Source organism: bacterium (genome assembly GCA_040755795.1).
In the GTDB taxonomy this organism is placed as follows: Bacteria; UBA9089; CG2-30-40-21; order CG2-30-40-21; family SBAY01; genus JBFLXS01.
In genome coordinates this window covers 1-15729 of record JBFLXS010000055.1, presented here as the reverse complement: position 1 = coordinate 15729, position 15729 = coordinate 1, and the positions used below count along the sequence as shown (strand labels likewise).

The 15729-nt window shown below is 35.3% G+C and carries 15 protein-coding genes; 6 read left to right on the top strand and 9 right to left on the bottom strand.

Annotated elements, in window-relative coordinates; all coding sequences use genetic code 11:
- The first annotated feature begins 129 nt into the window (after window positions 1–129).
- From purQ to AB1414_05875, 6 genes are all read left to right on the top strand, one after another.
- A complete protein-coding gene (gene purQ / locus AB1414_05900; GenBank protein MEW6606974.1) occupies window positions 130–828 on the top strand; it encodes a phosphoribosylformylglycinamidine synthase subunit PurQ in 699 nt (232 codons plus the stop codon).
- Entirely contained in the window at window positions 818–1957 is a 1140-nt protein-coding gene (locus AB1414_05895) for a PilT/PilU family type 4a pilus ATPase (GenBank protein ID MEW6606973.1), read from the top strand. The genes purQ and AB1414_05895 overlap by 11 nt, the downstream gene beginning before the upstream one ends.
- 239 nt (window positions 1958–2196) lie before the next feature.
- Window positions 2197–2553 (top strand): hypothetical protein, encoded by a 357-nt coding sequence (locus tag AB1414_05890; GenBank protein ID MEW6606972.1) that lies wholly within the window; start codon window positions 2197–2199, stop codon window positions 2551–2553.
- Between the two features lie 74 nt (window positions 2554–2627).
- A complete protein-coding gene (locus tag AB1414_05885; GenBank protein ID MEW6606971.1) occupies window positions 2628–3416 on the top strand; it encodes a TatD family hydrolase in 789 nt (262 codons plus the stop codon).
- A 224-nt stretch (window positions 3417–3640) separates the two neighbouring features.
- The gene (locus AB1414_05880) at window positions 3641–3979 is read left to right on the top strand and encodes a DUF2149 domain-containing protein (protein MEW6606970.1); all 339 of its coding nucleotides are present in this window, start codon (window positions 3641–3643) and stop codon (window positions 3977–3979) included.
- 287 nt (window positions 3980–4266) lie between these two features.
- Window positions 4267–5115 carry a peptidoglycan-binding protein gene (locus tag AB1414_05875; GenBank protein MEW6606969.1) on the top strand — a complete coding sequence of 283 codons (849 nt, stop codon included), beginning with the start codon at window positions 4267–4269 and terminating at the stop codon, window positions 5113–5115.
- 184 nt (window positions 5116–5299) lie between these two features.
- On the opposite strand, the gene AB1414_05870 is transcribed toward AB1414_05875, so the two are convergent.
- The 9 genes from AB1414_05870 to AB1414_05830 all read right to left on the bottom strand — a co-directional run.
- Window positions 5300–6214: an MraY family glycosyltransferase gene (locus AB1414_05870; GenBank protein ID MEW6606968.1), complete on the bottom strand. Its 915-nt coding sequence runs from the start codon at window positions 6212–6214 to the stop codon at window positions 5300–5302.
- 224 nt (window positions 6215–6438) lie between these two features.
- Window positions 6439–7530 carry a glycosyltransferase family 4 protein gene (locus tag AB1414_05865; GenBank protein ID MEW6606967.1) on the bottom strand — a complete coding sequence of 364 codons (1092 nt, stop codon included), beginning with the start codon at window positions 7528–7530 and terminating at the stop codon, window positions 6439–6441.
- On the bottom strand, window positions 7527–8741 hold the full coding sequence (locus AB1414_05860; protein ID MEW6606966.1) for a glycosyltransferase family 4 protein: 1215 nt from the start codon (window positions 8739–8741) through the stop codon (window positions 7527–7529). Before AB1414_05860 ends, AB1414_05865 begins: the two co-directional genes overlap by 4 nt.
- The gene (locus AB1414_05855; GenBank protein MEW6606965.1) at window positions 8719–9714 is read right to left on the bottom strand and encodes a radical SAM protein; all 996 of its coding nucleotides are present in this window, start codon (window positions 9712–9714) and stop codon (window positions 8719–8721) included. The genes AB1414_05860 and AB1414_05855 overlap by 23 nt, the downstream gene beginning before the upstream one ends.
- The gene (locus AB1414_05850) at window positions 9711–10892 is read right to left on the bottom strand and encodes a glycosyltransferase (GenBank protein ID MEW6606964.1); all 1182 of its coding nucleotides are present in this window, start codon (window positions 10890–10892) and stop codon (window positions 9711–9713) included. Before AB1414_05850 ends, AB1414_05855 begins: the two co-directional genes overlap by 4 nt.
- A gap of 410 nt (window positions 10893–11302) precedes the next feature.
- Window positions 11303–12640: a hypothetical protein gene (locus AB1414_05845; GenBank protein ID MEW6606963.1), complete on the bottom strand. Its 1338-nt coding sequence runs from the start codon at window positions 12638–12640 to the stop codon at window positions 11303–11305.
- Complete coding sequence (locus AB1414_05840) at window positions 12633–13943, bottom strand: O-antigen ligase family protein (protein ID MEW6606962.1); 1311 nt, start codon at window positions 13941–13943, stop codon at window positions 12633–12635. The genes AB1414_05845 and AB1414_05840 overlap by 8 nt, the downstream gene beginning before the upstream one ends.
- 23 nt (window positions 13944–13966) lie before the next feature.
- Window positions 13967–15121, bottom strand: a complete 1155-nt coding sequence (locus AB1414_05835; GenBank protein ID MEW6606961.1) for a glycosyltransferase — start codon at window positions 15119–15121, stop codon at window positions 13967–13969.
- Window positions 15122–15435: 314 nt separating this feature from the next.
- Window positions 15436–15729: four helix bundle protein (locus tag AB1414_05830; GenBank protein ID MEW6606960.1), on the bottom strand; the 294-nt coding region annotated here is incomplete at its 5' end.

Here is a 15729-nt window from a genome sequence, read left to right as displayed (position 1 = left end):
AATGGTTTTCGAGACAATGGCAAGAAGGGGATATTGTGTGCTTTTAAGGGAAGGGATGGTTTTACTTTCCTCTCGCTACTACAAAAAATAAATAATTACAACAACTTACATACATTTTCAGGGGAAATTATGAAATGGGGTGTTGTCGTTTTCCCGGGGTCAAATTGTGACCAGGATTGTTATTGGGTGCTAAAACATATATTTAATCAAGAGGTAAAATATATCTGGCATAAAGAAAGTTATGTGGAAGGATATGATTGCATCGTTTTACCAGGGGGATTCTCTTATGGAGATTATTTACGCACCGGAGCAATTGCCCGATTTTCAAAGGTAATGTTTGGAATTGAAAAGTTTGTGAATCGAGGCGGGATAATTTTAGGAATTTGTAATGGTTTCCAGATTTTACTTGAAGCCGGATTTTTGCCAGGGGCAATGTTACGCAATAAAAACTTGAATTTTATATGTAAATATGTTACCATTAGAGTTGAAAATGACAAAACCCCGTTTACGAATGTTACTTCTCAAGACCGTGTTTTAAATATCCCGATTGCCCATATGGAAGGCAATTACTATGCGGACAAAACAACAATCGAAGAGTTAAAGAAAAATAATCAGGTAGTATTTCGATATTCAACTCCAGAGGGTCGATGTGCGGATGAGGCTAATCCGAATGGTTCAATAGACAATATTGCCGGGATATGCAATCGTGAAGGGAATATTTTAGGGATGATGCCACACCCGGAGCGATGTTGTGAAAAGCGACTCGGGACCGAAGATGGCAGGGTAATATTTGAGTCTATATTGAGGTGGTTAAACAATGGAAATTAATAATCTGCTTAAAATGATGATAGAAAAAGGTGCCTCTGATTTACAGGTAAAGGTAGGCAGACCACCTATCTTACGTATTGCCGGCGAGATTGTTCCTGAGCAAACAGGGAAGTTAAATGCTAATGATACAAAAAAGATGTTAGAATCTATTATGGATGATGAACATAAGAAAAGATTTGATGAGCGGCACTGGGTAGATATTAGTTATAGTATTCCTGGGGTCTCACGATTTAGAGCAAGTATCTTTTCTCAACGAGGAACGGCTGCCGCAGTATTTCGGGCAATTCCATTTGAAGTCCCAACGATTGATTCATTGGAACTTCCAGAGGTATTAAAAGATTTAGCCGCATCCCCTCACGGATTAGTTCTGATAACCGGCCCGGCGGGAAGTGGCAAATCAACAACATTAGCCGCGATGATTGACTATATTAATGAAAACCGTGCTTGCCATATTATCACGGTGGAAGACCCAATCGAATTCCTATTTAGGGATAAAAAAGCAACCATAACTCAGAAAGAATTAGGTGCAGATACACTTTCTATGAATGATGCCTTAATAAGTATTTTTAGACAGGACCCAAATGTAATCTGTATCGGTGAGATGCGAGATATGGATACCTTTAAGGTGGCAATGCGTGCCGCAGAAACTGGACATTTAGTCTTGAGTACTTTACATACCGCCAGTGCTGACCAGACTTTAGACCGAATAATAAGTATCTTCCCGACAGAACAACAACAGCAGGTGCGTGTTCAATTATCCCTTAGTTTGCAAGGGATTATTTCCCAAAAATTAATTCGTAAGTTAGATGGGAAAAGTAGAGTAGCAACCTTTGAAATTCTAATTTCATCCCCAACCATAAGAAAGTTAATCGAAGAACATAACCTATCTAAAATCTATGACACTATTTTTACATCAGTAAGTCAATATCGAATGCAAACCCTGGAGCAATCATTAGCCGCATTACTTAAAAATGATGTGATTAGTTATAAAGAGGCTATTTCTTCTTGTAATAAGGTAGATGACCTGAAAAGAGCACTTAGAAGTATAAATATAGATGAACATATGTTTGAGGGGGAAAAAGAAATCACCACAGAGATTGAAAATAGTTACACAAGACCAATAAAATAAACACTCAATTATATCTAGTGTGGTGTTGAGTAAGTTTTGCACGGCGTATCATCAGGTTTCGTAACCTGTAAACGGATAATTGGTAATTGGTAACTGGTTAAATAGATTCGTCGTCAGCTCAGCCAAACGGTATTTAATTACCAGTTACCAATCACCAGTTACCAGAATTAAATTCCGTGCGTTATTTGTTCAACACGACACCAGGAGCGTTCGGTTTCTTAAAAGGAGGAGTAAATACGATGGAAAAAAAATCATCAAGTAGTGATTTTTCAAAAATAGCCGCTAAGGCATGGGAAGAGGAAGAAGAAAGACAAAGATTGACGCGAGAACTTAACGATACCCATAAAGTTTTGATAGATAGAGAAAAGAAGATAGAACATTTAGAAAAGGCTTTAGCCGAGCGAGATGATACCATTGCAATCCTTAAAAAAGAATTGGAAGAGCAAAATCAGGCTTTTCAAAAAGAAAAGGCCGAGACACTAAAAAAAAGAGACCAATTGATTGAGTCTTTAAAAAGGGAATTGCACCATAAAGAAGTATTGTTGGAAGAAGAAAGGAATAAAACCATCTGGCAGGTTCTCTTTAAAAAGAAGTAGCTATCCACGCACTATGATGGAGTGTTGAAAATACTCCACTACCGCTGTGGCTTCATCGTTGAATGAGGATTCTTATGACTACAAAATTTCCCGTAGCCCTAATTGACACCCATGCTCATCTTGAGGATGAAAAATTTGCAGATGACCGCCATGAAGTCATCCTCCGAGCAAAACAAGAGGGAATACAGACTATTATAAATGTTGGTTCGGATTTAATCACAAGTAGATGCTCCATTGAATTAGCCCAAAGGTATGATTTCATTTATGCTACCGTCGGTCTCCATCCCCATGATGCTGTCCAATTTAATGATAATGACTATTCCTCATTCTTAGAATTAACCAAAAATAAAAAGGTAGTTGGAATTGGAGAAATTGGATTAGACTACTATCGAAACCTATCTCCTCAACCTGTTCAACAGGAGGTATTTCGTCAATTCATTAGATTAGCCAGGATGACAAATTTACCTGTTATCGTTCATGACCGCGAGGCACATTTAGATATCTTAAAAATATTAAAAGAAGAGAATGCGAGTGTCGTTAGTGGAGTGCTCCATTCCTTTTCTGGAGATGTGGATATGCTTAAAGAGGTAATTAATGCAGGATTTTACATCTCCATAAGTGGGGCGGTTACTTATGCAGATTCATTAGTTAAAATCATAAAAGTTATTCCGTTAGAGCGGTTATTGCTCGAAACAGATTGCCCTTATCTCACGCCAGTGCCTTATCGCGGTAAAAGAAATGAACCAGTATATCTCACACATACTGCCGCAAAGATTAGCCAGATTTTAGGGATGAATATCCAGAAAATAGCCGATATTACTACTTCAAATGCAGGCAGATTGTTTAATATCAATAACGGGTAATTGGTAACTATACTTTAGAGAGGCATATTTTGTGATTTCCTGTTACTATCAACTCAGGTTATCGGTTATCAGGTTATCTGTAAAGAGCAAGCAGTAGCCTGCTATCTCAAATTACCGATTACTGATTACCTGATTACCGATTACTTTAAATAATCACAATTTATACCCCACTGGAGTATAATTACCATTCACCAGTTACCAGTTACCAAAAACAAGGAGGAACAATGAGATTTTTGAAGAGACATAAACGATTTGAGAAATACGAAGAGCCACTCGAAGACCCTATTTCTGGGGTAGCAAACCTATTTGATGCCAGCGTGGTCTTTATCGTCAGCATGATGATTGCCCTGTTTATGGCTTATAATATGCTGGATTTACTTGACCCCAGGTCAGAAATAACTATTACCAAAAAGACCGCGGATGGCAAGGTGGAAATTATCACCAAAAAAGGCAAGGAAATTAAGGCTAAGAAGGTGACAGATAAGAAATTAACCGGGGAAGGCATCAGGCTGGGAACTGCCTATCAGTTAAAGGATGGGAGAGTGGTTTATGTGCCGGAGTAGAGGGGTAGTGGAGGCATTTATAGTAGTTATTAACGAAAATTTCTCATAGAACAGATATAGCAACAGGGTTGATAGTTTATAGTTGATAGTTTATAGTTTATGGATGTGAACTTTTGATTAATACTTACTATAATTACACTACAAAACTACCCTCTTGTTGGCATTATAGGAGAAGGTTAATTTTAATGAAATAGGGCTTCACGAAATTATAAAGTAAGTAATCGGTTAAATGGTAACTAATTACCATTCACCAGTTACCAATTACCAGATTAAAGGAGGTTAAAACAATGGCAGTTTACAAACCTGGTTCAAAAGGGAAAGAGGTAAAGGAGATTCAGAAAAGACTTAAGGCGTTAGGGTATTATCAGGGAGCAATAGATGGAGATTTCGGAGAAGGGACAGCATCTGCAGTTAAATCATTTCAAAAGGAAAAAAATCTTACTATTGATGGTATTGTTGGACCAACAACATGGAAGATACTATTTGCTCCTTCACCAGACTACAAACTAAATATTAACCGGACAGTTCTTCTTGAATCTAAGGATTATTGTGCCAACGAAATAGCAAAAGATTTAATTGTTTTGCATCACACAGTTGGGGGAACAGCATTGAGCACCATCAATTACTGGAGGAGCGACCGTGGTCGAATTGGTACTGCTTATGTTGTAGAAAGAGATGGTGTTGTCTATGAAGTTTTTGCCCCTAAATACTGGGCATTCCATCTGGGACTTAAAGGGAGTGGTGGTGCTGTGGATAAACGAAGCATTGGAATTGAGATTGCCAGTGAAGGTGGTTTAATTCAAAGAGAGGGCAAACTCTATTGCTTTGGCAAGGTCTCAGAACGGACATTATTTACACAACCCTATTATGATAATGGAGTACCCTGGAGAGGATACCGATTTTTTGATGCATACTCTGATGCCCAGATTTTATCTGTGATTGGGTTAATTAATAGACTCTGCGAACAATTTAAAATTCCCAGACAGACACCAGCTAATCATTTTGATGCAGATGATAGCTATCGACAATTTAGCGGTATTCTTGGGCACCACCATCTGCGAAGGGATAAATCTGACCTTCATCCCGGCTTTCCCTGGCAAAAGGTTGTTAATGAGTGTGGATTGAAATTAGTATGACGAACAGAAGGCAGATAGTAAGTATTAACCAAAAGTTCACATTAGTATTGTTGATGGTTGATGGTTGATAGTCTATGAAACTATCAACTATAAACCATCAACTATAAACTATCAACTATAAACCATCAACCCTGTTGCTATATCTGTTCTATGAGAAATTTTCGTTAATAACTACTATATCTCTCTACTTGAAGATAAATAAAGATATACACCCTAAGATAAAAGTGCTTCCAAGAAGGAATAAGAGTACCATTGTATTGGGAAAGCCCTTTTTGAGTAAATAATGATGAATATGTCTTCCATCCCCCATAAATATAGACCTACCTTCTTTTGTCCTTCTTATAATAGCGGCTATAATATCGAATACAGGAACTCCAAAACATAAAATAGTAATCGCTAAAACATCTGTTTTTTCTCCCTTATTTGATATAAAGATAGAAATGGCGGCAAGTAAAAATCCTAATAACATACTCCCGGAATTACCTAAAAATATCTCTTTTGATAGGTTGAAGATAAAGAATATTAATACTGCTCCAGAAAGAATGGAGGCTAAAGGTGTAAATTCAAATCCTTCATGAAAAAGCAAAAATATAGTTACGATAAAGGTAATTCCGGACGCAAGACCATCAATTCCATCAATCAGATTCATCCCATTTATAAAAATGAGAAACCAGAACAGACTCAGGATAATATTAAGGATTTCCAAATCAACGATTTTAAACTTTATACCCGCCATTACCGCTATTGAACAAATACATATTTGGAATACCAATTTAACAAATGATTTAATGTCCTTATGGTCATCCCACAGACCAAGAATTGATATTCCCATACCACAAAAGATAAATGATGTATAAGTGTAGCCTGGCCAATCTTTAAAGAAAATGTTCGGATAAAGAGAAAAAGTTATTATTAGAGAAATATAGAATGAGAAAAAAATGAATATTCCTCCAGGGCAGGGTGTTGGAGTTTTATGTATCTTCCGCTCTCCAGGATAGTCTATGGGAATAATAATGCCCGGTGGTAATCTTTTGCTAAGGAATGAGCAAATTAGATAAATAAATATTGCTAATAAGAAATAAAACAGATTCTGAAACATTATCTTTAATCTCCTCGTATAATGTACCCCTTATCGCTACTCTTTTCGTAATAAGTCAGTTATTTGGGGGAATGAAAATAGTAGGCAAGTAGGTAGTAGGTAAGTAGGAAAGGGATAAAGGAGGTGCACGGTATTCCTCTTCTGGGGGGCAATGTCTCCCCCTTTCCTACTCTCCTACTCTCCTACTCTCCTACTTCCTACTTTGTCGTGAATTCCCTGCTTGCTCATTTCAGCAGAGAACAATACAACTCCTCATACATATTGACTATTTTGTCCCAGGAATAGTTTGTCAAGACATGCCTTTTAGCCCCTTCTTTTTTGGCATTAACCATTTTCTTGTTTTCAAGGAGTTGCCTCAACATCCCCTGAAGGTCTTTGGAGTCCTTGTTTCCAAAGGTATAACCATATCCATTAATTACCTCTAAGTTTTCAGGGATATTACTGACTAAGACACAATTACCATAACTCATTGCTTCAAGTAATGCAAGAGACATTCCTTCAACCTCTGATGGATGGACATAAAGATAGGCATTAGAATATAACTCAGCTAATATTTCCTTATCTACCTGCCCAAGAAATAATACCTTTTCATTCTGATACTTTTTCAAGGATGCTGTATAAACATCTGTATAACTCGAGTCTCCTGCTATAACCAATGTTAATTCTCCATTTATTTGATTAAACGCTTCAAGTAGATAATGACATCCTTTATCCTGAGTCAATCTACCTACAAAGAGAATATAACCATCTTTAGTCAATCCATACTTTTTAATCTTATTTATAATAACTGGTTCGGAAGTTTCCACCCCATTTGGAATCCAGATAACTTCTTTATTATGCTTATTCTTATAATACTCTTTTAACAGTTTAGATACCACCGTAGTTTTATGAGGAAATCGTGGCGCAGTATATTCTCCTACCTTGAGCAGTCCACGGCTAATTCTTCCCCATTTTCTCTCTTGCCATCCTAATCCATGAAGGGTAACAACTGTCTTTTTATTAAAAAGTCCTGGTATAAAGGAAAAGACTGATTGCCCTATTCCGTGGAAATGGACAATATCAACCTTTTGAATCAGAACATCCAATGAACATAAGAAAGTATGCGTGATAGTCTCAAGGGATTTTGTTGGTATGGATGGAATATTCTTTACCGTGATTCCATGCCATTGTCCTTTAACAGATGAGTAATGGGGCCTGTTATACACCAATACCTCATGCCCTTTTGAAGCAATTCGTATGCTTAATTCTTCCACATGTTTATCAATTCCACCGTATATTCCTGGAATAGATTTTTGTCCAATCATTGCTATTTTCATCGTCTAACCCTTTTATAAACCTCCATAAGTTCCTGGTAATGGATTTGAGAATTATACTTTTCTTCGATTAGCCTTCTTGCATTTTTCCCCAGAGTAGGTATAATCTCTTTATTTTCTAATAAATATTGTATCTTATTGGCTAAATCATTTACATTCTTTGGTTCAAATAACAAGCCATTAAATTTATCTTTTATCAATTCTGGAAGACCACCAATATTTGAACCTATTACAGGTTTACCTAAAGCAAATGCCTCAAGTATTGCAAATGGGAAATTTTCGTACCACTCTGAAGGAACAATGACAAACATACTCTCTTTTATAGTTGATTTTAATTCATCTCCTCTCTGATAACCTACAAAATTAACATTTTTAATCCCTCTGGCAATTTGTTTAACTTTTTCTTCATAAGGTCCTTCACCAATTAGATATAGCTTCGTATTAATATTTAAATATTTGATTGCCTCAATCAAGGTAATTATTCCCTTCTCCGGAGATATTCTTCCCACATAAACAAAGTAATCTTTAAAATCATAAAATGGAGAATACTCATTGAAATTAATAAAATTAGGGATGTGGAGTATTTTATTTCTATCCAGACCAAATTCAATCATTTTATTTCTCATAAACTCACTTGGTGCAATGAACATTTTTATACCTTCATAAAGTTTCATTACCTTATGAATATAAAGTTCAAGGCAATTTACTACACTTGCCCCGATGGAACCTTTATTACATCTTTGTAAGACTGCATTGTAATATTTATATCTTTTACATCTTTCACATATCTTTCCATTTGACAGAAAGCTATAAACAGGACATATTAGTTTATAATCATGCAATGTCATAATAGAAGGGATTTCATATTTCTCCAAAACCTGTAAGATTGATGGAGAAATCCGAGAATATATATTATGCAAATGTGCTATATCCGGTTTTATTTCATTAATTAAGCTTTCAATTTTTTTCTTTGCCTCTATGGAATAAATGGCGTTAAGAGAAATCTTTATGTTTTTAATAGAAAGTTTGTAGTTATTAAAATGAATAGATTGTGCAAAATATTTTTCATAGGGAGATGCTATATTTCTCTCATCCTTAACTGAAAAAGGTATGACTTCATGGTCAGCTTCCTTCAATAGGTTAAATAAATTAAAGAAATATCTTTCTGAACCTCCACGAAGGTAATAGTAATTATTCACTAATAAGATTTTCATAGTTAAAGTAGCCCCTCAATTTATTCTTTAGAATCCAATATCCAATTTTTACTATATTTTTCTTAATAGCCGTTCTTGCCGTGCATATCATCCAACAATTAAGAGAGCAGTTGCTGACTATCTTTCTTATTTTCTCTGCATTTTCTGATGACCAAATATCATGGAAGTTACTTACTTTGATATTCCCCATTACTTTGTTTAATATATTACAAGGATAGATATTACCATTTGGAGACATAAAGAAAAAGTTACTACCGGCATCACAAGGCAAAATTCTTTTCTTTCCTTTAGCATAATAGTATGTACCAGCCAAAAAATATGTTCGAAACCATCTCTTGGGTTGATTTCTTTTTAATTCCTCTCTGGCGATATATTCAAGATGTTCTTTTAATACATCTATCTTTTCAAATTTATTATTATTTGTCATGAAGTAATGCTCAGAATTTTGAGCGATACTACAGGTAAATTCAACTCTTAATTTATTTGCTAAATCATAAACATTTCTTAAATCTTCAACATTAATATCAGATATAGTAAATCCAATTCTTAAGTCCTTAATTCCTATACTCTTCAAATTCTCTATAGAATTTAAAGCCTTTTCATATGCCCCTATTATTCCTCTTACTTCCTCATGCGTTTTACCTATTCCGTCGATTGAAACACCTACTCCAATTTTTTCACTTATATTTTTTATTTTCAGCATCATATCTCTTATTCTATCAGGTAGTAGTCCATTGGTAGATATGACTATTCTTGGTAAATGACAAGATTTATTTAATCTACTTATAATCTCGGGTAAATCATTTCTTAGGAATGGTTCACCGCCACTTATATTAATAGTTTTTAAATATGAAGGTAGATTAGCAAACTCTTGTGGAGTCAATTCCTCTTGCGGCTTACTCTGCCAGATATGACACATCTTACATCTTGCATTGCATTTATAAGTAACAGCCAACACTGCTTCTATGGTCATCTTTTCTCTCCATATAGTGTATATCGTATTGCCTTTAAAAATCCCTCTACTGCTTCATTTATTCCCCAATTCTTTATTATTTCTCTGGAGGCAATTTTCATCTGTTGCTCTTTTTCAGGGTTTTGTAATATTTGTTTAATGGCTATAGTTAATCCATCAATATCTTCTGCATCTACTACATATCCATTTTTGTCATCATGAACGAGGTCAGTTGAGGCAGCGGCTTGTTTAGTGGTAACAATAGGTAAACCACAAGCCATTGCTTCATTTATCACTAAACCCCAAACATCAGCTAATGTTGGAAGGACAAATAGATTTGATATAACTAAGTATTGAATTAGTATCTCCTGAGATTTATACCCTAAGAAAAATACATTTTGAAGATTATGGTTTTGGCAATATCTTTTTAATTCCTCCTCTTGAACCCCTTCCCCTATGATTAAAAGTCCAATGGAATTAAAGTCTGAGAAAATGCGTTGATAGGCTTGAAGTAAATGTATAATTCCTTTTCTTTCAATTAATTGACCAACATAGACGATAAGTTTTTCGAGATTAAGATTTAATCTTTTTTTAAGCATCTCTTTTTCTTTTTCAAGTTTAATGGAATTATGTAAAAAAAATTCTGTATCTACAGCATCTGGAGATAGAAAGATATTTTCTTTATTTACTCCATGCTTTATAAGAAATTCTTTTGTTTGTGTGCCTGTGGCAATAAATCCTCTGGCACCTTTGAGCATGAACATCTTAGCCATATTCCTGATAGTATGTAATAAAAAGGAGTGAGATGCTTCAGTGTATAGTGTTTGTTCTGTCCAGAGAAGTAAGGGGATTTTAAAGAATAAAGAATAACATAATGATAAGAGAGCGGTTGGATAATTATACCCTGCACATATAATTATATCAAAACCTCTTAATTTATACAAGATTGATGGATTGATATGTAATGTTATCACATCTCCATCTTTTTTACGCAAAGTAGGTGAAAATCCCGATAAAACTTCAAAGTCAAATAAATATTCTTCTGCTTCCCATCTTCGATTTGCCTCCGATGGAGCACAAAAGAAGAATTTAAATTTAAAATCTTCTGTCTCACTAAGACTTTTAAATAACGCGATGCGGTAAGGAGCAGGAATATTAATAATAATCGCTATCTTACCTTTGCTTTGTTGGGCATTCATAGAAAATACTCCTCGTGTGGTGTTGAGTAAGTTTTGCACGGCGTATCATCAGATTTCATAACCTGCAAACGGATAATTGGTAACTGGTAACTGGTTAAATAGTTTCGTCCTGAGCTCAGCCGAACGGTATTTAATTACCAGTTACCAATCACCAGTTACCAGAATCAAATTCCGTGCGTTATTTGTTCAACACGACACTCGTAGTAATGGGTCAGTCATTTAGGGGAACGAATATTAACCTGCGGAGGACAGAGCGATGGAAATAGTAGGCAAGTAGGTAGTAGGTAAGTAGGAAAGGGATAAAGGATGTGCACGGTATTCCTCTTCTGGGGACAATGTCTCCCCTTTCCTACTTTTCTACTCTCCTACTTCCTACTTTCAGGGAAATCCCCCATTTCACTGAGGTATTATTACCTAATACTCCTTCGATAATTGTTTAACTCTTCTAAAAAGTATTTTTCACCTTCCTCTGAGTAATATTCACTTTTTTCAAAAATACTTTTTAGTGGAAATAGCACCAGTAAATGAGGTCTATACTTTTTAATTAATTCCCATCGTCTTTTTTCTTCCTCTAAATTTAATTTCCATCTATCATCCCGATGTAACATCAAACCAAATTTCATATCGCCATTAATAATTCTTTTATACTCTGCAATAAAATACTCAAGATTTCCTTCTATGGGAGGATAGGTTTCACATACGATATAGTCAATTTCAGGATGTTGAGCCAATAATTCAATATCCATGCCCCTTTGTCTTCCCCAGGCACCCCACCTATGGATATAAGGAACTGTAAACTCTTTATCTATTATTTTTTCATAGGGTAGAGTCCAATGGTGTAGTCCAATATAAACAGTTCCATACCATTGTGGATTATCTTTGTTGACTTCATTTACTACCCCAGCAATCTTCCCAATCCAATTATTTATAAAAAGCTCACTTATAAAATCAAACCAATGTTTCCAGACACCTTCGGGCTTGGGCAAATCTACAAACATCTGTCCAGGAGTAATTTCAGCAGGCACATTATAACCTGGATAATATTCCGTGAACCCAGAGACCATATTGGAAACATGAACAGGGAATTTATCAACTAATTTACCATTATGTCTCACATTATGTTTCATGGCATATTCTTGCCATTTTTCTAAAACAGCCTGACTATATGTAGGATTATTCCAATAATCAAATCTTTTTTCGTTTTTCCACTCATCCAAATAAGTCAATATATCTTCATCAAAGAAATAACCATTCAATATCCCTTTAAACCTTTCTAAAAACCTTGTTTTATATTCCTGGAGAAACCAGGTTACGGCATCTTCATTCAAAACATCAAAAAGAGGTTTATTGTTAAGTGTGGCAGGAATAATAGAGCCGTCTTTTTGCATTTGATATGCCTGGTATTCCGGTTTTATCTTACCGAATGCCTCTATTTTATCAATAAGCGAAAAAGAAGATATCCATAAATCTATTCCATATTTCTGGGCTACTTTGGCTATATGATAATGTGCGTTCAGGTCATTTTCATTATAATATAACGATATAAACGCAACGCCGCTGTCTTTATATTTAATCCTTGAAAAGATTTTTTCAGCCTCTTCCCCGGTGCTTATAGCACCAAACTTGCTTTCCCCGTATGTTTCAACTACAACTAAAATCAAATAACCCTCAGGCAGTCTAATCTTCGCCAAACATTCTATTGGAAATAATAGATATACCATCATTGAAATCAAAAATAATTTATGCATCTTTTTCTTTCAATTGCAATTGCATTTGATTGCATAACGAAAAATAAATACCGGTCAGGCCAAAGTATGTCCAAACCACAAAGGCACAATTTAGCCCGGTACCAAAACACATAATAACCAGAGCAACAGCATAATTTGCCAATATGTTGCCTATATCATACATCTGAATATCCCCGATTGTTTTAAATCGGTTAGCTATATTCTGCATCCCTCGAAAAAGAGAAAACCAGAGCAGTGAAAATGCAATAAGTCCGGATATTCCTGTCTCTCCCCATATAACCGGCCAAAAGGTATCAATACTCCCAATGCTATATACCAGGGTTCTATAATATTGTGGCCAATTATCATAAATTGGAGATTCAAATATTTTAGATGCCAAACCGCCAAACATCCCGGTTCCTGCTCCAAACATTGGATTCTCTCGTAGCAGTCTAAAAGACTCATAATATGCAAAAGTTCTATAATATAGTTCCGGGTCATAACTTTCTGTATCAAATAAACTCATTACTATAATACCGGCAATAATTAATAAGCCTGGCACTATCAGCCTTTTTTTTATTAAAACTAACATCATAAATAATCCTATCCAGGCTTGTCTTGAAGAGGTTAGAAATATTAGACATAAAGTCGCTAACAAACTCAAATTTTTTTTCATCCCGCTTTTTGTAGTTGTATATATAAGAAATAGTCCCAATAATGCATACATACTTAGATAATTAATACTACCATATCCAGTAAGTGACCGAACCCTGTAAAATCCAAATCTTTTATTTTCTTCAGGAGCAACTAAGTAACCAACACCAATCTGACCACAAAGAGCAAGTATTTCTGCAATTATTCCAACAATCACAAGGAATATTACTATTTTTTTGACCAAATTTATCATTGATAGGAATTCATCTTTTGACCAATGTAGAGCAGAAAAGATATAAACAACCATAATATTTTTTACAATATCATAGGTTCCCCAAAGACCTTGTAGAAATGGCACACGGTTGACTATAGTCGAGACAACACAAACAGCAATAAGAAAAAGTAAAGGTTTAGTTAATGGAATAGTTTTTAGGTTTAAAGAATAATGCGGTAGTTTGAGTAGAATAAACCAAAGAATCAATGTCATAGCAACAATAAAAGAGATTTCATCTAAATATGTGAACAGTCTTATGGCTATAAATTCTATATCTTCTCCTTGATTTTCAAAAAAGATAGTTGGAGCCCTTTGAAATGGGAGAAGTAATATTATTAAAAATAATATCTTTTTGGGTAAATAAGAGATGCTAAATTTATGCTCTAACTTTTCCATTTTTCAATATCCTGTATCCTTTCTCAAAGCAATATATCCATATAGTGATTAATTAATGTGTCTATATCGAAATCTTCTGCGCGTTGTTTCCCTAATGTTGAAAATTTTTCATGTAAATTGTTATTTGTAAGTAGAAGTTCAATGTTTTTCGCCAAACCATCTATGTCTCCTACTCCAACCAAAATACCATATTTCCCTCTATCTAATATCTCGGAGGGACCACAAGGGCAGTCAGAAGCAATCACAGGAATACCACAAGCCATTGCCTCAACTAAGACAACTCCAAACCCCTCATATCTTGAAGGAAATACCAAAACTTTAGAACGAGCCATAAATTTATACTGATTTTCCTGTAACCCCAGAAAAAATACATTTTTTTCTATTCCCAATTCATTCACCAATATTTTATATGGTGTTATATCTTGTTCACCCACAATAATTAGATTAACATTATGATTTTCAAGGAGAATGCGAAATGCCTTTAAAAGAAAATCCAGCCCCTTTCGATACTCCATTCTCCCTACAAAGATTATAGTTGGTTTTTCAAAAATAACCTTCTGCTCCTCTGATAATTCTTCACAAGCTCGCATTCTGGTATCGGCTATATCAAGAGGATTTAAAATAACCTTCATCTTTTTTGAAGGTAGTTTAAAAGATTTAATAAGGTCTTGTTTTATCTCTTCAGATACACAAACAAATTTAGATACAAATTTAGATATAAATCTGTAAAGAATAATCGTCCAAATCTTAAAGAGCAAACCCTTTAAACCCTTTAAATTCCTAAGGACACCATTTATGGATTCGCTTATATGGATGTGAACCAGGCTTACTGTTTTTTTATTTGAAAGTCTGCCCCATATCATTGCCAGAAAGGAACTATCTAACCCTAATCCACCTACAACAATGTTGTATTCTTTGAGAATGTTTATAATCTTTTTCGTTAAAAAAAATGGATGTTTCCTCAATCGGACATTATTGTTAAAAATTGAGATGATATTCCCTTTAAAAGGAACAGGGCAGGTAATTATTCTCTTATAGAGAATAATGTCCACATTTAATCCTTTCTCAATGAGTTTATTGCCTATGGTTATAACTACCTTTTGAGCACCACCACATTGTAGTGTAGGCATAATAACCGCAATTTTAGCCCTACTTTTTTTGGAAATAGCATCCATCATATATTCACCTCGTATAACTCGATGTTCAAGTTTTTTAAAGGTATAAAGATTTAACCGCTACTAAGCGTTCAGATACTCTGAGGGATAGGTGTCTGGTGTCTTGGTGTCTGGTGTCTTGGTGTCTGGTGTCTTGGTGTCTTGGTGTCTGACCACCAGACTGTTCTTCCTCCATTCCTTGCTTACATCTGCGTAGATAGCCAATATAACTGTTAACTTTCGCAATTAGCTCGTAACCTTCCTTCCTGAGCTGAACGCTTACGGATTTCTCTCCGTAGCCTTCATCCAGACAAACATTGATGTCGTCCAGAATTTCTTCAACCGAACCTCTTGCCATCCTGCAAAATCGGTAACCGTTCAGGTAGTCTGGTATCTGGGTGTCTAAGTGTCTGGGTTACATAGACTACCAGACACATAGACACCCTTTCCGCATAATGCCAAGGTCCATGTCCTTCTGCGATGTTGTTCGTGACTGAGACAATCACCTTTCTCATCTGCGGGTCTAAACAATAGCGCTCCTCAGATGGAAGCTGTTTAATGAGCTTGTAAACATTTTGTCGGAACTTAAGTGCCAGTTGATAAAGCTCAAAATCATCCAGCCGATACTTATC

Bases quoted from the DNA above. Each gene is read 5' to 3' on its own strand.
- purQ (MEW6606974.1), top strand. From the start codon at position 130: ATGAAATGGGGTGTTGTCGTTTTCCCGGGGTCAAATTGTGACCAGGAT.
- AB1414_05895 (MEW6606973.1), top strand. From the start codon at position 818: ATGGAAATTAATAATCTGCTTAAAATGATGATAGAAAAAGGTGCCTCT.
- AB1414_05890 (MEW6606972.1), top strand. From the start codon at position 2,197: ATGGAAAAAAAATCATCAAGTAGTGATTTTTCAAAAATAGCCGCTAAG.
- AB1414_05885 (MEW6606971.1), top strand. From the start codon at position 2,628: ATGACTACAAAATTTCCCGTAGCCCTAATTGACACCCATGCTCATCTT.
- AB1414_05880 (MEW6606970.1), top strand. From the start codon at position 3,641: ATGAGATTTTTGAAGAGACATAAACGATTTGAGAAATACGAAGAGCCA.
- AB1414_05875 (MEW6606969.1), top strand. From the start codon at position 4,267: ATGGCAGTTTACAAACCTGGTTCAAAAGGGAAAGAGGTAAAGGAGATT.
- AB1414_05870 (MEW6606968.1), bottom strand. From the start codon at position 6,214: ATGTTTCAGAATCTGTTTTATTTCTTATTAGCAATATTTATTTATCTA.
- AB1414_05865 (MEW6606967.1), bottom strand. From the start codon at position 7,530: ATGAAAATAGCAATGATTGGACAAAAATCTATTCCAGGAATATACGGT.
- AB1414_05860 (MEW6606966.1), bottom strand. From the start codon at position 8,741: ATGAAAATCTTATTAGTGAATAATTACTATTACCTTCGTGGAGGTTCA.
- AB1414_05855 (MEW6606965.1), bottom strand. From the start codon at position 9,714: ATGACCATAGAAGCAGTGTTGGCTGTTACTTATAAATGCAATGCAAGA.
- AB1414_05850 (MEW6606964.1), bottom strand. From the start codon at position 10,892: ATGAATGCCCAACAAAGCAAAGGTAAGATAGCGATTATTATTAATATT.
- AB1414_05845 (MEW6606963.1), bottom strand. From the start codon at position 12,640: ATGCATAAATTATTTTTGATTTCAATGATGGTATATCTATTATTTCCA.
- AB1414_05840 (MEW6606962.1), bottom strand. From the start codon at position 13,943: ATGGAAAAGTTAGAGCATAAATTTAGCATCTCTTATTTACCCAAAAAG.
- AB1414_05835 (MEW6606961.1), bottom strand. From the start codon at position 15,121: ATGATGGATGCTATTTCCAAAAAAAGTAGGGCTAAAATTGCGGTTATT.